Annotated in this window: 21 protein-coding genes and 1 other RNA gene; 4 read left to right on the top strand and 18 right to left on the bottom strand. The window is 47.6% G+C overall.

The window, feature by feature from the left end; all coding sequences use genetic code 11:
* Positions 1 to 119 precede the first annotated feature (119 nt).
* Positions 120 to 2138 (top strand): NADPH-dependent 2,4-dienoyl-CoA reductase, encoded by a 2019-nt coding sequence (locus tag HA050_RS13585; protein ID WP_166827116.1) that lies wholly within the window; start codon positions 120 to 122, stop codon positions 2136 to 2138.
* 129 nt (positions 2139 to 2267) lie between these two features.
* Here HA050_RS13585 and HA050_RS13580 read toward each other — a convergent pair whose 3' ends face one another.
* The 11 genes from HA050_RS13580 to ylqF form a co-directional block, all read right to left on the bottom strand.
* Positions 2268 to 2777, bottom strand: coding sequence for a hypothetical protein (locus tag HA050_RS13580; protein WP_166827113.1), 510 nt, complete (start codon positions 2775 to 2777; stop codon positions 2268 to 2270).
* 44 nt (positions 2778 to 2821) lie between these two features.
* A complete protein-coding gene (locus HA050_RS13575; RefSeq protein ID WP_099396751.1) occupies positions 2822 to 3016 on the bottom strand; it encodes a PspC domain-containing protein in 195 nt (64 codons plus the stop codon).
* A 90-nt stretch (positions 3017 to 3106) separates the two neighbouring features.
* Positions 3107 to 3766 carry a phytanoyl-CoA dioxygenase family protein gene (locus HA050_RS13570; protein ID WP_166827110.1) on the bottom strand — a complete coding sequence of 220 codons (660 nt, stop codon included), beginning with the start codon at positions 3764 to 3766 and terminating at the stop codon, positions 3107 to 3109.
* Between the two features lie 105 nt (positions 3767 to 3871).
* On the bottom strand, positions 3872 to 5635 hold the full coding sequence (ptsG, locus tag HA050_RS13565; RefSeq protein WP_166827107.1) for a PTS glucose transporter subunit IIBC: 1764 nt from the start codon (positions 5633 to 5635) through the stop codon (positions 3872 to 3874).
* 56 nt (positions 5636 to 5691) lie between these two features.
* Positions 5692 to 5925, bottom strand: coding sequence for a PTS sugar transporter subunit IIB (locus HA050_RS13560; RefSeq protein ID WP_166827104.1), 234 nt, complete (start codon positions 5923 to 5925; stop codon positions 5692 to 5694).
* A gap of 140 nt (positions 5926 to 6065) precedes the next feature.
* Positions 6066 to 8615, bottom strand: a complete 2550-nt coding sequence (ptsP, locus tag HA050_RS13555) for a phosphoenolpyruvate--protein phosphotransferase (protein ID WP_166827101.1) — start codon at positions 8613 to 8615, stop codon at positions 6066 to 6068.
* A 239-nt stretch (positions 8616 to 8854) separates the two neighbouring features.
* Entirely contained in the window at positions 8855 to 9451 is a 597-nt protein-coding gene (locus tag HA050_RS13550; protein ID WP_166827098.1) for a 5-formyltetrahydrofolate cyclo-ligase, read from the bottom strand.
* Positions 9452 to 9469: 18 nt separating this feature from the next.
* A non-coding RNA gene (ssrS, locus tag HA050_RS13545) (6S RNA) lies at positions 9470 to 9646 on the bottom strand.
* A gap of 22 nt (positions 9647 to 9668) precedes the next feature.
* Positions 9669 to 9986, bottom strand: coding sequence for a cell division protein ZapA (locus HA050_RS13540; RefSeq protein ID WP_166827095.1), 318 nt, complete (start codon positions 9984 to 9986; stop codon positions 9669 to 9671).
* Entirely contained in the window at positions 9983 to 10183 is a 201-nt protein-coding gene (locus HA050_RS13535) for a hypothetical protein (protein ID WP_099396757.1), read from the bottom strand. The genes HA050_RS13540 and HA050_RS13535 overlap by 4 nt, the downstream gene beginning before the upstream one ends.
* Before the next feature lie 113 nt (positions 10184 to 10296).
* Positions 10297 to 11196 (bottom strand): ribosome biogenesis GTPase YlqF, encoded by a 900-nt coding sequence (gene ylqF, locus HA050_RS13530; RefSeq protein WP_099396758.1) that lies wholly within the window; start codon positions 11194 to 11196, stop codon positions 10297 to 10299.
* 368 nt (positions 11197 to 11564) lie between these two features.
* Here ylqF and HA050_RS13525 point away from each other — a divergent pair, with 368 nt between their 5' ends.
* Positions 11565 to 12068 carry a TlpA family protein disulfide reductase gene (locus tag HA050_RS13525; RefSeq protein WP_166827092.1) on the top strand — a complete coding sequence of 168 codons (504 nt, stop codon included), beginning with the start codon at positions 11565 to 11567 and terminating at the stop codon, positions 12066 to 12068.
* Between the two features lie 115 nt (positions 12069 to 12183).
* Here the strand turns inward: HA050_RS13525 and hemL are convergent, their stop codons facing one another.
* The 5 genes from hemL to HA050_RS13500 form a co-directional block, all read right to left on the bottom strand.
* Positions 12184 to 13464 carry a glutamate-1-semialdehyde 2,1-aminomutase gene (hemL, locus tag HA050_RS13520; RefSeq protein ID WP_166827089.1) on the bottom strand — a complete coding sequence of 427 codons (1281 nt, stop codon included), beginning with the start codon at positions 13462 to 13464 and terminating at the stop codon, positions 12184 to 12186.
* Between the two features lie 182 nt (positions 13465 to 13646).
* Entirely contained in the window at positions 13647 to 14108 is a 462-nt protein-coding gene (locus tag HA050_RS13515; protein ID WP_166827086.1) for a CYTH domain-containing protein, read from the bottom strand.
* A gap of 22 nt (positions 14109 to 14130) precedes the next feature.
* Entirely contained in the window at positions 14131 to 14553 is a 423-nt protein-coding gene (locus HA050_RS13510) for a CopD family protein (protein WP_166827083.1), read from the bottom strand.
* A complete protein-coding gene (locus HA050_RS13505) occupies positions 14553 to 15389 on the bottom strand; it encodes a M48 family metallopeptidase (protein WP_166827081.1) in 837 nt (278 codons plus the stop codon). Before HA050_RS13505 ends, HA050_RS13510 begins: the two co-directional genes overlap by 1 nt.
* 10 nt (positions 15390 to 15399) lie before the next feature.
* Positions 15400 to 15564 carry a rubredoxin gene (locus HA050_RS13500; RefSeq protein ID WP_115228584.1) on the bottom strand — a complete coding sequence of 55 codons (165 nt, stop codon included), beginning with the start codon at positions 15562 to 15564 and terminating at the stop codon, positions 15400 to 15402.
* Positions 15565 to 15623: 59 nt separating this feature from the next.
* Between HA050_RS13500 and thiD the strand changes: the two genes are divergently transcribed.
* Positions 15624 to 16469, top strand: a complete 846-nt coding sequence (gene thiD, locus HA050_RS13495; RefSeq protein WP_115228583.1) for a bifunctional hydroxymethylpyrimidine kinase/phosphomethylpyrimidine kinase — start codon at positions 15624 to 15626, stop codon at positions 16467 to 16469.
* Positions 16470 to 16485: 16 nt separating this feature from the next.
* Entirely contained in the window at positions 16486 to 17442 is a 957-nt protein-coding gene (locus HA050_RS13490) for an AraC family transcriptional regulator (protein WP_166827078.1), read from the top strand.
* A gap of 395 nt (positions 17443 to 17837) precedes the next feature.
* Here the strand turns inward: HA050_RS13490 and HA050_RS13485 are convergent, their stop codons facing one another.
* Both HA050_RS13485 and parC read right to left on the bottom strand, forming a co-directional pair.
* Positions 17838 to 18356: a M15 family metallopeptidase gene (locus HA050_RS13485; protein WP_166827075.1), complete on the bottom strand. Its 519-nt coding sequence runs from the start codon at positions 18354 to 18356 to the stop codon at positions 17838 to 17840.
* Between the two features lie 8 nt (positions 18357 to 18364).
* Positions 18365 to 20731 (bottom strand): DNA topoisomerase IV subunit A, encoded by a 2367-nt coding sequence (gene parC / locus HA050_RS13480; protein ID WP_166827072.1) that lies wholly within the window; start codon positions 20729 to 20731, stop codon positions 18365 to 18367.
* Between the last annotated feature and the right edge of the window lie 43 nt (positions 20732 to 20774).

Raw genomic sequence — 20774 nt, 5'->3', positions numbered from 1 at the left:
TTAATTCAAACAATCGTTTAGAAACGCCACAATTTCGGCCTGAACGCAGCTATTAAGCACCAAGAAAAAAGATAAATCAGCTTGATTTTTAATCAATATAATTGCTGGGAAATATTCCGATGTCGACCTTTACACAGCTATTAAGCCCCCTCGATCTGGGCTTTACCACCCTTAAAAACCGCGTCCTGATGGGATCAATGCATACGGGGCTTGAAGAAGCCGCCGATGGCCCTGAACGCATGGCGGCCTTTTATGCCGAGCGGGCAAAAGGTGGCGTTGGGCTGATTGTAACGGGCGGCATTGCGCCCAATGCAGCAGGCCGCATCTATGAAGATGCAGCCATGCTGGCCGGCGAGGCCGATATTCCCCGTCATCTGCCAATTACCCAAGCCGTGCACGATGCGGGCGGCAAAATCTGTTTGCAAATTTTGCACGCCGGCCGCTATGCCTACCACACAGCCAGTGTGGCCCCGTCGGCCATTGCATCCCCGATTACGCCATTTACACCACACGCATTAACTACAGAAGAAATTGCCAGCACGATCGCCGATTTTGCTAAAACCGCTCAATTGGCACAGAGCGCGGGCTACGATGGTGTGGAAATCATGGGCTCAGAAGGTTATCTGATCAACCAATTTCTGTGCAGCCATGTCAATCAGCGTGATGACGAATGGGGAGGTGACGCAACACGCCGCCAGCGTATTGCGGTTGAAATCAGCAAAGCGGTGCGCGCGGCGGTTGGCCCCAACTTTATTGTGATTTTCCGCCTGTCTTTACTCGATTTAGTACAAGATGGCGGCACACTGGCCGAAGCCATTACCCTTGCACAGGCACTTGAAGCCGCAGGTGTCAGCCTGATCAATACCGGCATCGGCTGGCATGAAGCGCGAATTCCCACCATAGCTGCAGCCGTGCCGCGTGGTGGCTTTAGCTGGGTCACGCGCAAACTAAAAGACCATGTGTCTATCCCGCTGATCGCAGTAAACCGCATCAATACCCCGGAAATTGCCGAGCATATTTTAGCCAGCGGCGATGCGGATATGGTTTCCTTAGCACGCCCCCTCTTGGCCGACCCTGATTTTGTCAATAAAGCGGCGGGCAAGGCTGCCCATCTCATCAATACCTGTATTGCCTGTAACCAGGCATGCCTCGACCATGTATTTGAAGGCAAAGCGGCCTCTTGCCTGGTTAACCCCCGCGCCTGCCGCGAAACTGAATTCCCGATTGCCGCCAAAACCCAGCAAGCCAAGCGCATTGCCGTGATAGGCGCGGGCCCAGCCGGATTATCTTGCGCCACTGCAGCAGCCAGCCGCGGCCACAAGGTCACGCTGTTTGAAGCAAGCGCTGCCATTGGCGGCCAGTTTGGTATTGCCCAGCACATCCCTGGCAAAGAAGAATTCACCGAAACGCTGCGCTACTACCGTAATCAGCTCGATTACCTTGGGGTCAGTGTAAAACTCAATCACTTTGCCAAAGCAGCCGAGCTGACTGGTGAATTTGATGAAATCGTGATCGCCAGCGGCGTAAAACCGCGTGTGCCGGATATTGCAGGCATCGCTCACCCCTGCGTGGTTTCCTACCCAGCCCTGCTGCGTGGAGAAGTAAAACCCGGCAAAAAAATTGCGATTATTGGCGCAGGCGGTATTGGCGTAGATACAGCGGTGTTTTTATCTGAAACCCACAGCGATCTTAGCCCTGCAGACAACTTTATCCGCGACTGGGGTATTGATTCCAGCATGAAGAGCGCTGGCGGCTTAGCCAAACCCGCTATGCAGCCTAGTGGCCGCGAAATCTGGCTGTTAAAACGCAGCAAGGGCAAGCCTGGCAGCGGCCCCGGCAAGACCACGGGCTGGGTTCACCGCGCCACCTTGCAACTGCGCGGCGTAAACCTGCTCGGATCCGTTGAATACCTGAAAATCGACGATGCAGGCCTGCATATCAGGCAGAATAATGAAGAGATCTGCCTTGAAGTCGATCAAATCGTGCTTTGCGCCGGGCAGGAATCTGTAACAACGCTTTGGGATGAACTCAGTGCAAGCGGTGCACCAGTGCACCGCATTGGCGGAGCGCTGCTTGCTGGCGAAGTAGACGCCAAACGCGCCATTGCCGAGGGCTTTAATCTGGCTATGGGGTTTTAAATTATTCAAGCCCCTCAAAAAAACCCATCGTCCTTAGGGCGATGGGTTTTTTATGCACTTCAATATGAGAGTAAGGACGTGGACACAGCCAATATTCAACAGCTGAATCGTGAGCTGATTTAAATACATTTACACAACAAGATCACAATGGATTTGCAGGCTTTCAGTTAAATTTAAGTGAATTCGAAAACCCTCTTTAATAAGGGCCTCTTTCACCTGACACAGCGGAAGTGCGTATCGCTCCACCCGGCGTTTTTGCCAAAACAAAGGCGTAAACACGCTCAGAGGCAATAGCCGTACACGACGCCCATGCAGAAGAAAGGACACATCAATATGTGTGCCATCCACGTCGTGGCCATTACTTCCAAAAATGGCAGCGATCTCACCTTGCCTGCTGGAGTAAAGAAAGCGAAAAGCGCTGATACCCAGAGCACGAAACTTATTGCGGGCAAAACCAAGCTGAGATTCTTTTTTTTCGTATGCCCGGGTCAAAATCAAACCAATATGCTCAGGTAAATTCGTCTGAATTCGCTGCAATTTGCTAAATGCATCTGAATCTACCTGCACCTGCTGAGCAGGCCACCGCGGCCTGATTTGCACATTGGCATAAACACCGCGATTAAGAGTAAGTAAAGTCAAATTCAGCGCCTTTAATTAGAAGCACAATGAAGCCATGTTAATAATCAGGCGCCCTGCTTTGGCATCAAAAACCACAGAATCAAATATACAAAAATGCCTGGAAATGCGGCTGAAAGACAAGACACAATCACAAAAATCAACCGCAGCTTGCCCGAACCTATTCCCAGATAATCTGCCAGCCCGCCCATTACCCCTGCAATCCATTGATCATCGCGGCTTCTGCGTAAGACTTTATTCATGGTTTCTTCCTCGTTAATCCTGCGGTTTAACTTCTGACTCACAAAAAATATCACGTTTCCGTACGATCAATAATCAAACAAATACCTCAATCAAACTGTATCGCTCCAGCAAAGCCCCAAAGGCAACGCTGAAGGAGCAAACAGATAATGCAAAACCCTGCGCTGGCTTGTACCTGATGATTTTGAAGATGAATGCAAAAGTAAAGGCCGCATCAGCAATGCGCTGCCTGCGTCTGCCACACAGACGGTTTCTTGCCGACGGGCATTGGCAGCATCCTCTGCCGTCACCAAGCCCTGCAAATGCGATCCTGGCACAAGACGCAGCGGGCCATCCTCTGCCCCGCAGCTATCAAGATGTATCCTCACCGCAATCAGCTGCTGCAATACCTCCACAGGGGCTTGTACATACAACTGGTCTTCTTTAACTGACCAACCCTGTAATGCCGGATGCTCAATACGCTTTGCCACAGGAATACTTAAATCCTGATGCACTGCGACAAGCCAATTGCGGGAAGCAGATTTTTCAAAAAAGGTGCACTGCACCGCAACCATGCCAGACAACAATGATGACAAAGCCGGATGCTGGCGGATTTTTACAGCCAGAGAGCGGCACCCGTCCTGCAATAATAAACGCCGCGTACCGGCAGAGGCACAACGCATTGTTTCAATCTGCCCGGCAATGGCTCTGCATTCAGCAGGGCTGAATATGGCAGAAACCAAAGCAAAACCATCACGCTCAAAAGCATTCATATTTATCTTTGTTTGCAAGATACTTTAACAGCCAGCTTACCATCACTCCGTATTTAAACAAAAAAACCCGCCATCACTGGCGGGTTTTTATAGAACATTAAGCTTTTATTTTGCTAAGGCACTAGCAACATCACCGGCCTGTTGCCCCACAATCAGGTGGAATACTTGTTCACCCTGTGGCATCACGCCTTCTACCCCCGCTGCTTTTAAAGCGGCTTCATCAAGACGTGAAGCATCTGCAAGCTCTACACGTAAACGAGTACCTGCAATGGCTTCCAGCTTGCGGATATTGGCAATACCACCCAATGCCGCCTGAATTTGCATGGCTTTACCGTTGATATCGCCTGAGGAAGTTGCTGCCGCCGCCTGCACGCCCGCTGTTGCGGCTTGTTGCACAGGAGCAGTCACTGCATCCGCTTCAGGGCCAGCTACTTTCAGGTAATTAACCATATCGGATTTCAGATTGTCTGATTGCGTACCAAAAATAGCCTGAATACCATTGCCCACCACCATCACACCGGCAGCGCCCATGGCTTTCAGCTTTGGCTGGTTCACTTTCGAGATATCTTTAACCGAAATACGCAAACGGGTAATACATGCATCCAGACCACTGATATTGCTGCGACCACCAAATGCCAGCACTAATTCACGTGCACGACCATGCTCGCTGCTATCCACAACATGTTCTTCTGCAGTTTCGTCTTCACGGCCCGGCGTTTTCAGATTGAGTTTCACAATCACAAAACGGAATACCGAGTAGTAAATCGCTGCGTAAACCGCGCCCAGAGGCAGAATTAACCACCAGTTTTGCGCGTATTTACCCAAAGCGTTAAACATCAGGAAGTCGATACCACCTTGCGAGAAGCTAAAGCCCATATGGATATTGAGCGAGTTAGCAACAAACTGGGTAGATGCAGCCAGGAAAGCATGAATAACGTAGAGCTGTGGAGCTACAAACAAGAAAGCAAATTCAATTGGCTCGGTAATACCCGTCATAAATGAAGTCAGCGCAGCTGAAATCATAATACCGCCGATCTTTACGCGGTTTTCAGGTTTAGCCGTATGCCAAATTGCAACTGCAGCCGCTGGCAAACCAAACATTTTGAACAAGAACGCACCAGACAAGATACCGGCAGTAGGATCACCCGCAAAGAAGCGTGCAATATCGCCATGAACAGCAGGCTTGCCATCCACCACGTAACTACCGATTTCAAAGAAGAACGGTACATTCCAGATATGATGCAGACCAAACGGCACCAGCATCCGTTCTACAAAACCATAAAGCGTTGCAGCGATACGCGGATCAGCATACGCAGCCCATTGCGAGAAGCTTTTAATCACGCCCTGGATCGGAGGCCAGATCAGCGACAAGATCACGCCAACAAAAATCGCGGCGATACCGGTTGCAATCGGCACAAAACGCTTACCTGCAAAGAAGCCAAGGTAAGGGGGCAACTCGATACGATAGTATTTGTTGAACAGGCCAGCTGCCAGAGCACCAGCGATAATCCCGCCAAATACGCCGGTTTCCATTGCCTTCATGCCCATGACCATCGCTGGCTCTGTGCCCAGCACAGGGGCCATTACGCCCATCGTTGCCAGCAGCACAACATAACCTACAACAGCCGCAATAGCAGCAACGCCATCATTTTCGGTTAAGCCCAGCGCTACACCAATTGCAAAAATCAGCGCTAAGTTACCAAAAATCGCGCCACCACCCGCTGCCATCAGGTGTGAGACCACATCCGGCAAGAAGGAAAAATTGGATGCACCAAATCCAAGCAACAGGCCAGCAACCGGCAATACTGACACCGGTAACATCAGCGACTTGCCGATTTTCTGTAAGAATGCAAATGCGTTCTTAAACATAATTTCTCCGTACGACCCAGCTCAGGCGCAAAAAGCCGCCAGGGCATCAATCAAGATTAAGACAGGATTTCCATATAACGCGGTGCTTCAGGGCCAATCAGCAAATGATAGACATGATTTGCAAAAGGCATCACAGCTAATACACCAGCCTGCTGTAAACGCCCTGCATCAAAACGGCTCTCATCGATCAAATCCACCCTTAAACGAGTCAAAGCCACAGTTTCTAAGGAGCGAATATTGCTCCATCCACCAAGGGCTGCCACCAACAGAATAGGAAAGCTATCGCTCATTGTATTTACTTTTTCCACTGTTAATTCTCACGTATGACATGTAATACCACAATCCATAGAATACCGCATGAACCGTGAAGCAAGACATTGACCTATACGCTTGACAAAACAGGCCGCTTCCGGCCTGTTTTCAGCATAATTTAATCTGTTATTTGCTGGGCTAAACGGGCACGAACTTCAGCTACAGTACCCATTTGCAATACTTCTGCAGCCAGCTTCTGGCATTCCACTTTTGAAAGTTTACGTACCAGCGCTTTCACAGCAGGGATAGCAGGAACGCTCACCGACAACTCATCAACGCCCATACCAATCAGTAATGGAACTGCAGCCGGGTCAGATGCAATACCACCGCAAACACCAACCCACTTACCATGGGTGTGCGCGCCTTTTACTGTGTTGGCAATCAAACGTAATACGCCCGGATGCATGGCATCCGCTTCTTTAGCCAGTTTTGGATGACCACGATCCATCGCCAGTGTGTACTGGGTTAAATCGTTAGTACCAATCGAGAAGAAATCAACTTCGCGGGCAAAAATTTCTGCCATCACGGCTGTGGCAGGGACTTCAACCATAATCCCAACCTGTACCTGAGCGGTGATGCCCAGAGCCGCTTTTTCTTCTGCAACAATACGCTTAACTTCACGCACTTCTTCTAAAGACGTAATCATCGGGAACATGATGGCTAACTTGGCATGCTCAGCCGAGCGCAAAATCGCGCGAATTTGTGTATGCAATAATTCTGGCTCTGCCAGGCACAAGCGTACGCCACGTACACCCAGGAATGGATTTTCTTCTGCAGGCATAGGCAAGTAAGGCAGCGGCTTATCACCACCCACATCCAGCGTACGCACAACAAAGGTGCGGTCTTTACCCAGTGATTTAGCAATATCGCTGTAGATTTTGTCTTGTTCTGCTTCAGTTGGCGCATCTGTGCGCTCAAGGTACAAGAACTCGCTGCGAAGTAAACCAACACCTTCACCGCCCAGCTTCACCGATTGCTGAGCTTCTTCAAGTCCACCAATATTGGCCACAACTTCAACACAGATACCATCTGTGGTGGTTGCCGGCTCAAACGCAGACTCCAATTCTTCAGCCTGGCGCTTAGCAAGCTTGACCTGGCGCTCACGGATGCTGCTGATTTCCTCACTGGAAGGGTTTAAACGCAAACAGCCTTTGCTGCCTTCCAGAATCACAGGCGTGCCATTTGCCAATTGCAATGCGGCCTCTTCAATCCCACAAATTGCAGGGATATTCAAAGAGCGTGCCAAAATAGCAACGTGGCTGGTTGCACCGCCACCAATCGTACAAAAACCAAGTACTTTGTTGCGATCCAGCGAAGCGGTATCGGATGGAGTCAGGTCTTCTGCAATCAAAATGGCATCATTTGGTACTTCAAGTGCCGCTTCTTTAATGCCAGCAATCAAACGCAAAACGCGGCGGCCTATATCGCGAATATCATTGGCACGGCCAGCTAAAACTTCATTTTTCAGCTTAGCAAGCTTATCTGCATAATTGGTAAACGCCGCGCGCCATGCAAATCCTGCACTCTTACCCTTGCTGATACCGGCCGTTGCCAGATCCAGCAAATCAGGGTCTGACAGTAATTCCTGGTGTGCAGCAAAAATTTCTGCTTTTGCCGGATCGGCAATTTCACCTTTTAACGCCTCAAGCTGCTGGTACGCTTCTTTCAATGCATTTTCAAGGCGACGTTTTTCCAGCTCAGGTACATCACCTGATTCAACAACATCGATAACTTCTTGCTTAACCTGATAAATATGCCCTACTGCAAGACCTGGTGAAGCAGAAACACCCATCAGCATATTAGGATCATTCGATTTCAGTGCAGGACGAGTTTGCGGCTTAGGCAAATGCTTTGCAGCAACCGGCGGCAACACGCCACCACAATCTTCTCCGGAACCACTGGCAATCAGCTCAGCCAGGGCTTTTGCAGCCTGAGCAGCATCAGGACCGGTCGCTTTTACAAAGACCGAATCACCATGCTGTACTTCAAGACCCATAATGGAGACAACCGACTTCGCATTTGCCTCGTCTCCGGCACGCACCAGTTTTAAATCAGATTTAAATGTTTTAGCTGTATTTGCTAACACTGCAGCAGGACGTGCATGCAAGCCTGTTGGGTTTGGCACAATCACTGCAGCAGATTGAATCGCTGCATCAGCAGCAACAGCCTGTCCCACCACGGTTGCACCGGCTAAATCCAGAGACAGCACGATATCCTGGCCTGCAGTGATCGTTTTTTTAATCGTTGGAATATATTTAACAACCTTATCGCCTGTTGTAATCACGATTTGGGTCAGCAAACTCAAAGCTTTGCGAGCAACCAAATCGGCATCAAACTCGATCAGAGGCTGACCCACTTTTACTTCAGCGCCTTCAGCCACTTTGGCCATAAATCCTTCGCCACGCAGCATCACGGTATCTAAACCAATATGAATCAGCACTTCAATCCCAGCGGGAGTTGTGATGGTAATGGCGTGTTTTGATGAATGCAGCTGAGTTACTTTACCCGCAACAGGGGCAAGCAGCAGGTTGGAAATTGGATCAATCGATACTCCATCACCCACCATTTTTTGCGCAAACACCGGATCAGGAACCGATTCTATCGCGACAACAACACCTGATAACGGTGCAAAAAGATCCAGCCGAGAGGCTTGAGTCGAATTATTCATGGCAACCTCATTATTGGGGGGCAGTGCTTGTAGAGACTCTATGTTGGCTTTATGGCCAATCGCGACGTAGTTTAGTGCGATGTCAAAAAAAATAACTGTGTATTTATTGCCTTTGTCATGGCAATAATTTGCGTTTTCTCATGAAAATCGTATTTTTGCCGCCTAGTTGCTGAGAGAACTGTTTTTACTTTCTAAAAAAGAAAGACTAACAGAAGCAAAATTACAAAAAAACAACATAACTATGGCTTCCGCCAAACTTTTTTCCCAGTCAAGATGTAATCTAGACGTAAATCCCAAGTATCTACGGGTAATTGCTCAAAATACTGCACATCAAATGCAAGGCCAACTAAACGGGGCTTTTTCCAGCTTTGCCGCAAACGTCTGAATTCAAACGTGCAATCATAATAGCCTCCGCCTTGCCCCATTCGCGCAAGACTTGCATCAAACCCCAGCAAAGGCAAAAACACAATATCCAAATTGCGTGGCGGGCATATTTCACCACCCAAAGGCTCAAGAATATTTTGCGGCCCCAGTTTCCAGCGATTAGTTGAATCTAAACGCACAAAACTTAATTTTCTTCCCCGCTTTGGCACTTTGGGCAGATACACATCAACCCCACGCACTAACGCATTCAACATTAACAGCCAGGGGGAAAACTCACTTCCGGCAGGAATATACGCGGCGATTTTTAAACCCCGGCGTAATAGCCCAAGCTGTTTTGCCATGGCAACAACAGCGGATTCTGCGGAATGTCTTTCTAAGGGGGGGATCAAAGCACGAGCGCGGCGTATAACACGCCGCGCTTCGGATTTAGCAGATTGACTATTGATATTCACGAATAGTGAAACAATGAAGAGCTTCCCGCGAGTGCCGTCCGACGAGCAATCTTGAACCGAAGGTTCAAGCGGTCACCGACCGGATGCCATCAGGTGCATCCAACGGGGGATGCTCACAACAGGCATACTCATGGCAGGCAACCAAAGTAATTATTGGTTCAGAGAGACAAGCCGTAACAAACACCGCAGGAAAGCATTGGTTTACAAAAGCCGCAAATCAGGAAAACAATTCAGTCTGTTCACCCATCACTGCGTCTATTGTTGAATTCATGCTGGCAATTCTACGCTGAATTGTCGCAATGTCAAAACCCCCGTCTACCCGCGTATGCAAATATTCATGTGTGATATTCAAAGCCGCCATGATAGCTATTTTCTCAAGCCCTACCACCTTTCCGGAGGCCCGGATCTCATGCATACGCTGATCCAGCAGCTCAACTGCCTGTATCAATGTGGCTTCTTCATCATCCGGGCACGCCACACGAAATTCACGCCCCATGATAGAAACATCGAGCTGCTTAATCCCCGCCTCGCTCATTCTGTATCCTCCGGCAGCTTGGCAAGAATGGCGGCAACTCTTTCTTTGCTGCCGTCTATTTTTGCCAGTAAGCCTTGATTTTGCTGCTGTGTCAGCAATAACTTCTGACGCAAGCCCCGATTTTCATCACGCAGCTCACGGCAAAGCAACGCAAGTTGAGCCACTTTGTCTTCAAGATTTAAAAGTTCAGCTTCCATCAACGACTTCCATAGGCAGCAGAGCAAACGAATTCTAAGGTACTTAAAGAGAATACGCCGCGCCGATAATGACTCTTTTCATTCTGTTAATTGTGTGCAACACCCAGTTTCGTTTACAAATCCGGATCTGGCAACTCAACTTCATCGTTTGGATCGTACACAGGCATTTCAAGGAAATCATCCGGTGTTTCAAGAGTAATTCGCCCTAATGTACCACTGCGAAACTCTGTCAAAATCATATCTGCTGTCTTTTGCGTATCAATACGACCGCCCGACAGCATAGCGCCGCGCTTCTTACCAATAAGCTCAAATAACGGCTCTGCATCACCCAGCAAATCTTTCAATTTATAACGATCAAGCAACAGTTGCGGATAACGCTCTACCAAAGTTTCAATCGCATACAGCGCCACATCCACTTCATCATAAGCATTGCGGCCAATCGATCCCGCCATCGCTAAACGATAGCCAGAATCTTCATTCTGCACTTTTGGCCACATCAAACCAGGTGTGTCATACAAAATCATACCTGCCAGCGTTTCTACCCGCTGCTGCATTTTAGTCACACCTGGCGTATCAGCCACTTTTGCGATCTTACGCTTAGCTAAATGATTGATCAGTGTAGATTTACCCACATTAGGAATACCTACAATCATCGCCCGAAGTGGTTTTTCTTCACCATCACGATGCGGCGCAAGTGCCTGGCATAACTGAGGAATCAGCTTTGCACCCTGAATCTTATTATCTTCACCAAGCAATACGGCTTCAGTTCCTGGCTGAGACTTAAACCATTCCAGCCAGATTTTATTGAGCCTTGGATCTGCCAAATCAGCTTTATTCAAAACCTTGAGAGCAGGACGCTGCCTTAAGCGGCGCATTGGCTCAATCATGGGATTGCTGCTGGACAGTGGCAAGCGAGCATCAACCACCTCAATCACCAAATCTACCTTGGCCATGGTCTCTGCAACCTGCTTGCGGGCAGTGTTCATATGCCCTGGAAACCACTGAATCGCCATCGAACCCCTCCATCAAAACGGGCCATTATACGGTGAAAAATCAAACGATCCATCAAATCAACTACTTGGGCTGTGGATAAAAGTAAGCAGCACTGTGGAAAACCTTCAAGCCTGCAAAACCCAAAAAACTATCTCCAAATTATCCACAGGCCAAACATATTCCACACCCAGCCATGTGGATAACTTAAGTCATTGAAAAAACAAGTAAAAATGACTTATCCACAGAAAACCGCTGCCCTTATTAGTTGTTCTTATATCTTTCTTCTTAAATGAAGTATTAAAAGAAAAAAAGTGTAAATATATTTTCCAGCTCAAATTTGTCCAAAAATGTTCTAAAATCGCCCACTTGCATGTTCAGGAAGACAGCTATGAAACAATATTTTCGACATCTGCTTGTTATCACTACCATCGTAGCCATAGCTGGATACTTACTTTTTCAAGCACCCAATAAAAAAGCACCTGATATAAAATTAACCAGTATTCAGGGGCAAAACCTAAACCCGTCTGCATTGAAAAACCAAATCATACTGGTTAATTTCTGGGCAACCAGTTGCACAGGCTGTATTCAGGAAATGCCTGAATTAATTAAGCTGCAAGAAAAATATAAAAATAATAATTTTAAAACCATTGCAATTGCTATGGATTATGACAATCCAGAATATATTGCTAATTATGTGGCAGAAAAAAAATTACCTTTCTTCATACAACATGATGTAAATGGAAATATTGCTAAAGCTTTTGGCGATGTAGGATTAACACCCAGTACTTTTTTAATTAATAAGAATGGCGATATTATTAAAAAATACGTAGGTGTTGCTGATATAAATGAAATTGAAAAATTGATTGAAAAAGAAATTAAAAAATCAGTTTAAAATTGCGTTTAAAATCAATGACTTATATCATATAATGTAATATAAAAACTTGCCTGCATTAAAAAAGAAACAAAAAAAACGGCCCAAATGGCCGTTTTTTTATATATCATAAAAATTACTTAATTTGCATAAAAACTTTTTTAGCTGCTGCAAGAGTAAATAATATATCCTGATCTGAATGTGCTGCAGAAACAAAACCTGCTTCAAATGCAGAAGGTGCTAAGTAAATTCCTTGCTCTAACATGCCATGGAAAAATGCATTAAATTTAGAACGATCTGAATTCATTACATCTGCAAAAGATTGGGGAATATTCTCACTAAAGTAAAAACCAAACATTCCCCCTGTACTTTGGGCAGAAAATACAGTGTTTGTTTCTTTTGCAATTTGAATTAAACCATCACATAATTTCTTAGTCTGAATTGATAATTGATTAAAAAAACCGTCTTCAGAAATAAGTTTTAATGTAGCCAGCCCGGCTGCAACCGCAACTGGATTACCAGATAATGTACCTGCCTGATAAACCGGGCCTAAAGGTGCCAGCTTAGACATAATGTCACTGCGGCCACCAAAAGCTGCCAGAGGCATACCCCCGCCAACGACTTTACCCAAGCATGTTAAATCTGGTTTTACACCATGCAAACCCTGAGTACAGTGTAAATCAACCCTAAAACCAGTCATGACTTCGTCATAAATCAAAACTGCACCGTATTTTTCAGTTAATTTACGCATCGCCTGAACAAATTCCGGGCTGGCTTGCACCATATTCATATTGCCAGCGATTGGTTCTACGATAATGGCTGCAATTTTATCGCCCATTTCTGCGAACAATGCTTCGAGTGCGGCAACATCGTTATATGGTAAGACTAAGGTATCGGCAGCAACTGACGCTGGAACACCGGCTGATGAAGGGTTTCCGAAAGTTAACAAACCAGAACCTGCTTTTACCAGTAAGCTATCCGCATGGCCATGATAGCAACCTTCAAATTTCACTAATTTATCGCGGCCAGTAAAACCGCGAGCAAGGCGAATAGCGCTCATTGTGGCTTCGGTACCACTTGAAACAAGCCGAACTTGCTCAATTGATGGCAGCATTTCACAGATTAAATCAGCTAATTCTACTTCTGCAGCTGTTGGCGCTCCGAAACTCATACCGTTTTTAGCCGCTTGAATAACTGCTTCAAGCACTTTAGGATGCGTGTGACCTAAAATAAGCGGCCCCCAGGAACCTACATAATCAATATAACGCTGGTCATCTGCATCCCAAACATAAGCACCCTCGCCTTTTTTAAAAAATCGTGGAGTGCCACCAACAGAACCAAAAGCACGTACGGGCGAATTTACGCCACCAGGAATATGCTTTTGTGCGGCAGCAAATAATTGTTGGTTTTGATTCATGACGAGTTCCACAATTAGAAAGCCACATCATAGCGCCATCAATCTTGTGCAGAAACCGCCATAGGCTGTTTGTTTATTGTTTTCTTATATAACGTAGTGTTTTATTTGTAACTACGTAGTTGAAAAACGTCAGGTAAAAAATAAGCGCCTTTTGCAAGACGCTTATTTTTGATTAATGCTCATTACCAGCTTGAATAAGGATGTTCTGAAAGATAGCTATTAAAATATCGCGGATCATCCGATACCTCTTCACCTAACCATGCTGGCCTGGTATAAGCAGCATCACTGGCGGGTAATTCAAGCTCAGCAATAATCAGGGAAGTATTTTCGCCATGAAATTCGTCGATCTCCCATATATATCCTGCAAAATCGATTAAATGTCTTGTTTTATCTAAGACATTGGGGCACAGCCCCAGTAAAGCTTCTGCATCAGTAAAGGGAATTTCATATTCAAACTCCAGCCGTTCAATCCCTGCTGTTTTACCTTTTATAGTGATAAATCCTTGCTCTGCACGCAAACGTACACGCACTACCCGGTCAGGATCGCTGGATAAATAGCCTTGTGCAATCCGGCTGGACTGATGCACTTCTTTACGCCAATCTTCATTACTTAATAAAAACTTACGTTCAATTTCTGTAGCCATTATTTATTTTTCCCCAAAACATTTAAAAGGGCTTTACTACAACCAAAATGACGCAAGCCGCTAAAACAAGCACAGGAATTTCATTAAAAAAACGATACCAGCGATGGCTGCGGGTATTTCTGTCTGCTGCAAAATCTTTGCAAATCTTCCAGCAATAAGCATGGTAAGCAATTAAAACGGCCACAAGCATGAGTTTTACATGCATCCAGCGCCAGCCTGCTCCCATATAAAAATCAAAGTAAGACCAAAGCCAGATACCTAATATCAGTGCCAAAATACCTAAAGGCGTCATAAAGCGGATTAACTTATGCTCCATTAATTTGAGGCGTGCAATGGTTTCGCTGTCTGTGCTCATGGCGTGATTGACAAATAATCTGGGCAGATAAAACAGGCCTGCAAACCAACTGGTAATAAAAATAATATGCAGTGCTTTTACCCAGAGCATTAATTGTCCTTTTTATTTGGATATTTACGCGCAGCTGCATCGTATAAGCTTTGTACGGCTGGAATTTTGGCTTGCAAATCCTGGATACGCGTTTGATTTGAAGGGTGAGTAGACAGAAATTCTGCAGGCTGCCCCTTGCTGGCCGCAGCCATTTTTTGCCACAGGCTCACCGCTGCCTGTGGCTTATATCCAGCCCTTGCCGCCAGCTCTAAGCCCATAGTATCGGCCTCAGATTCATGCTCGCGGCTATTAGGCAGGAAGTAGCCTACTTGCATCAGCTCATCGGCCATGCCCATATAACCATCATATTTGCCACCCGTCAGCAGGGATAGGCCTTGCATGGCTAATTGCTTGTTATATGCACTGCTCATGCGCTCGCGGCTGTGTTCTCTTAAAGCATGGCTGATTTCATGACCCATAATCTGGGCAATTTCATCATCGGTGAGTTTTAGTTTTTCGATAATGCCGGAATAAAACATAATCTTGCCACCCGCCATGCAATAGGCGTTGAGCTCCGGGCTGTTTTCTACATTGACTTCCCATTGCCACTTGCTGGCATCCGGGCGAAATACGCTGGTTTGCGGAATAATTCGATTAGCAATTGCACGCACTCTGGCTGTCATTTGCTTATCACTATTAAGCACGCCTTTGCTTTGCGCTTTGTTCAGCGTTTCCTGATAAGACTGCCTGGCCATATTGTCGACTTGTTGCTCTGACAATAGCATGCTCATGTTTTGCTTGCGGTTAATCTGGGTTACGCCTGATTCTGTTGTACTTACCTGCTGACAGCCTGGTAATAAGGCTGAAAGTACAACAGCGCTAATCAGCTTTTTCATAGCTATCCCTTTAGATTTCTATCATCTCAAAATCATCTTTTCTTGCTCCACAATCCGGGCAAGTCCAGTTTGGAGGAACATCTTCCCAAGTTGTTCCGGCAGCAATGCCATCGTTTGGCATCCCTTCAGCTTCATCGTAAATAAAGCCACAAATGAGACACATATATTTTTTCATTCGAGTTACCTGTTAAGTAAGATAAAATTTCAATTTTACCTGATTCAGTGAATGTCCCCATGACTACCAGCCCCCCTATTGTGCTTGTATTTGCTGGTAATGATCCATCCGGTGGTGCTGGACTTGCTGCAGATATGCTTGCTTTATCATCCTTGGGTTGCCATGTGGCACCAGTGATTACTGGCATCGTTATTCAAGATAGCGCAGGTGAACAAGATGTTTTACTTATTGAGAGCGAATGGGTAGAAGATCAGGCACGTTGTATTCTTGAAGATATGAAAGTAGATGCCATCAAAGTAGGCCTGATTGGCAGCTTAGAAACACTCACCGTAATCGCTGAGATTGCATCTGATTACCCTGAAATTCCACTTATATTAGACCCGGTCTTTTTCTCTAAGGCCGGGGATCATTTGGCTAATGAAGAATTACTGGCTATGACGCGTGAGCTTTTATTGCCTCATACCACGCTGGTTACGCTAAACAGCATTGAAGCAAGACACTTGGCCTCGGATGATTTGGATGAGCAGGAAGATTTAACACTGGATATTGCGGCCAGCCGAATTTTAGATTGTGGCTGCGAATATGTACTCATTACCGGTGCTCACGAAAATACGCCTAAGGTCATTAACGCTTTATACAGTGATATGGGGCGGGCCAGCGTCGATACCTGGGATCGCTTGCCTGGCAGTTTTTACGGAGCAGGCAGCACACTAGCCGCGGCATTAACAGGCGCTTTGGCTAATGGCGCTGAAATTAACGAAGCAGTCAAAGAAGGCCAGGACTACACCTGGCAAACACTGCAGGCCGCTTACCGGCCTGGCATGGGGCAGCAGATACCTGATCGCTTCTTTTGGGCAAGGCCTGCTGATGATGTAACGATCACCCCGCTTGATGAGGCACTTTAATTGTTTCACGTGAAACATGACTAATCCCCCCTGCCTGAGACTGGAAAAAGCGATTGATCGCATGGTGCGCGGCTTGGCTGCGCCTTTGCAATTGGCTGATTTAGCCGATGTCACTCATTATTCGCCATGGCATCTGGCGCATCGCTTTCAAAGTGAATATGGCGATAGCCCACAGGCGTTTTTATGGCAATTGCGCTTAGAAGTTGCTGCTTCACTTTTGCAGTGGTCGCCACATTTATCCATTGGGCAGGTCGCCGATTTAGTTGGTTTCTCTTCACCAGCCACTTTCAGCCGGGCATTCAGCCGCAGCTTTGGTTTTACGCCCAGTGATTTACGTGCCGGGCGGGCTGTGGCAATTTGCTGGATTGCTAATAATTTAGGCGCAATGTCCTATCGGCCAGGGCCTGCGATTGTAGGCACCGATGTGGATCGGGTCTGGAGCTGGGATGAAGTTGAGGCCTGTATCAACTTAGAAGAATGGCCAACAGAACGGATGGCATATCTGCGTGCTGTGGGCGACTATGGTTTTCATTTAGAAGAATTTTTGGCCAGCTTTCAGGAGCAATGCCAAACGCTTGAGATTAAGGCCGATCGATGGTTTGGCCTGGTCTGGAGCGATCCTGCCACAACCCCTGCCGAGCGCCGCCGCTACGATGTAGCTGTACCAGTCTCACGTCAATTTAAATTACCCAGGCTATTTGGGGAGTATCAGCGTCCTGCCGGGCGCTGGGCTGTGTTCAGGCATATTGGGGAGAGAGCAGATATTGGCCCGCGCTGGCGCGATTTAATGCTGGTATGGCTGCCATATTCTGGCTGGATGCTGGACCCGCAGCGGCCAAGGGTGGAGTGCTATTACGATGGGCGCTATGATCTTTGCCTGCCGCTTTTGCCTGGCCGCAGCATTCAGGATCGATTACCAGAAATTTTGCCTGAGCTGTTAAAGCTGGTGACGACAGTGGTGAATGATAAATAAAGTGTATATTGTTTCTTGTGTAGGGGGAGTGAAACCTGCCAGATTGATGTCTCAAAAGCGAATAAATGGCTGGTTTTGCACTAAGCAAAGTCAAAAGACCTTTTTAGAGCTTTCGGCACGTTGATTTAGGTGCGGGCGTCTCGCTGGACCTTTCTGCGGGGCCAAAAAATGAAGCCAAAAAAGGCCGCTCCAGCCAGCACGAAACCCCTCGTTGCGGACAGTGGCGTGGTGTCAACTCGCTTCGCTCAATCACAAATTGACGACACCCCTGCCCCGCTTGTTCCTTGCATCGGCGTGCTTCAAGGGGAGGATAAAAGCCCCATGTGAGGAGCCTGGTAATTGCATGATTGCGCTGTTTGTAAAAAAATGTCTGACACTCATGGGCTTCACCCACCCTACACATCATGCCAGCACCAATGCCAAGGCTCATAAAGATAGCCGGATGGATTACCGCGTGGGAACGACAGGCTAAAACCAAAGAGTGCAGCGTTGAGGTTTAACCAGCTAAAGGCATCGGTATTTTCAAAGGCTTCTTCAACCACAGGCCCGCCGGGCTGAAAGATATCTACAGCCCGGCCGGTGTGGTGTTCACTGCAGCCAGGCGGGGCAAGCACTTGCAAGATCTGCCCGATATCCTGCCCCTGCGATAACTTTCTTTGAATCAGTTCACACTGACGGCTGGATGCCCGGTAAGCAGAAGCGATGCGGATATCGATGCCATTCGCCTGTGCAGCCGCCTGCATTGCCAGCCAAGCTGCTGCTGCACTCGGGGTGAGCTGCCACACCCGGCCGTCGCTGGCGATGGCCACATCAACCAGCTCACTCGCTTCTTCAAAAAGCTGCAAAGGCCGATGTTCAAGCAGATCAAGTGGAATACCCAATTCAGCCCAAGCCGCTGCAATCAACGCCGTCATGGCCATGATCAAAAACTCGGAAACTTCAGGTTGGAGCTGATTGGCTTACCTTTACGCGCGCGCTTACCCTGATAAGGTGCCATTTCATTTACATTCAGCTTCCATTCCACAGCTTTACCAGCCCGGCCCGTGCCATTGATTTGTAAAGTGACTCCATCGCAAATTGTAATGGCCGAGAGCGTGTCTTTATCATCCAGCGCCATGGTAATCACACCACGTCCACCACCTGTTAACTGCTTAAACTCGCTAAAGGCAAACAGATGCAATTTGCCGCCTTTGGAGAGACAAGCAACTTGCGATGTTTCACGTGGAACAAAGGTTGAAACCTTAAGCAGTGTTTCACCTTCTTCCAGGTTCAGGAAGCTCTTCCCTGCTTTTTGGCGGCTCATCAGGTTTTCAAACAAACAATAAAAACCATAGCCACTGGAGTTGGCAATCACTAAGTGTTCTTGTGGTTTTGCAGCCAGCAGTTGAATAATTTGTGATTTAGCCGCCAGATCAACCAGAGTAGTCACAGGTACGCCATCACCCCTGCCGCCCGGAATCACCGAGGCTTGAATGCTGTACACCCGGCCATCGCTGGCAAACATCGCGATCGGATCAACAGAGCGGCATTCAATAAAGGCCAGCATTGCATCGCCGTCTTTAAAGCTCAGGTTTTGCAGATCAAGCCCATGGCCCTGGCGTGCACGCATCCAGCCTTTTTCAGACAAGATAATTGTGACTGGCTCATCCACTACCGTGACTTCCAGCGAGGCACGTTCTGCTTCTACAATCAGCGTTCTGCGCGGATCGGCAAACTTCTTTTTATCCGCTTCAATTTCTTTAATGATCAGCTTTTGCATGACTTCTGGCGTAGCTAAAAGATGCTCAAGCTCGGCTTTTTCTTTTGCCAAATCGGCCAGCTCTTGTTCAAGCTTAATGCCTTCCAGGCGTGCTAACTGGCGCAGGCGGATTTCTAAAATATCTTCCGCCTGGCGATCACTTAAATTAAACGCCTCAATCAGCGCCGTTTTAGGCTCGTCGCTATGGCGAATAATGCGGATTACTTCGTCGATATTTAAGAAGACAATTAAGCGGCCTTCCAAAATATGCATACGATCATTCACCTGCCCCAGGCGATGCTCGGTACGGCGGGTAACGGTATCAAAGCGGAAAGAAATCCATTCGGCAATCACTTGCTGCAGTGATTTTTGCCCTGGCCGGCCATCACGGCCAATAGTCACCATATTGATGGATAAACCACTTTCCAGCGCGGTGTGCGCCAGCAGCAGCTTCATCATATCGTCCGGATTTTGCCGCGATGATTTAGGCTCGATCACCAGGCGAACGGCGTTTTCCTTGCCTGATTCGTCCCTTACTCTGTCGATTAAAGACAGGATCAGTTGCTTGGTTTGAATCTGTTCCTGGGTCAGGGCTTTCTTGCCCTTTTTAATTTTGGGATTGCTTAAATCTTCAATCTCTTCCAGCACTTTTTGGGTGGAAGTACCGTGCGGCAATTCATTAATCACAATTTGCCACTGGCCACGGGCTAAGTCTTCTTTGGTCCAGCGGGCGCGTACTTTTAAGCTGCCCCGGCCATTTTCATAGGCCGTCACAATATCCTTGCGTGGCGAGATAATCTGCCCGCCACCTGGTAAATCTGGCCCCTGGATATAAGTGAGCAAATCGCTGGTGGAAAGCGTGGGCTTTTTAATCAGCGCAATAGCCGCATCAGCAACTTCACCCAGATTGTGCGCAGGGATTTCTGTTGCCATCCCTACTGCAATCCCCGATGCGCCGTTGAGCAGCAGCATGGGCAGGCGTGCAGGTAATAAGGAAGGCTCCTGGAATGCGCCATCATAGTTGGGCACAAAATCGGTGGTGCCTTTATCCAGCTCGCTCAACAGCAGCTCGGCAATCGGTGTTAAGCGTGCTTCGGTATATCGCATCGCTGCAGCGCCATCGCCATCACGGCTGCCAAAATTCCCCTGACCATCGATCAGCGGGTAGCGCAGCGAAAAGTCCTGAGCAATCCGCACCAGCGCGTCATAAGCAGATTGATCGCCGTGCGGGTGGTACTTACCCATTACATCACCGACAATACGTGCCGATTTAATCGGCTTGGCGTTAGCAACCAGGCCAAGGCCGTGCATGGTGTAAAGAATGCGGCGTTGTACCGGTTTTTGCCCGTCTTCCACTTGGGGTAAGGCGCGGCTTTTAATCACGCTCATTGCGTATTCGAGATAGCTTTTTTCTGCGTACAAGCCTAGTTGTACGGATTCGGCATCGTCCGGAGTAGCAGATATCTGCGCTTCAACAAAACGGCGCGGGCCTTGATCTGCGATGCTTTCCAACTCGTCGGCATCATTAGGTTCTATATCGTGCTGAGTCATGGTTTCACGTGGAACATTTGAGGATGGGATTGTAGCTAATTAT

Origin of the sequence: Iodobacter violaceini (assembly GCF_011601265.1) — a bacterium.
GTDB lineage: Bacteria > Pseudomonadota > Gammaproteobacteria > Burkholderiales > Chitinibacteraceae > Iodobacter > Iodobacter violaceini.
Note: the sequence above shows the minus strand (reverse complement) of the source record. Positions and strands in the feature narration are given on the sequence as shown.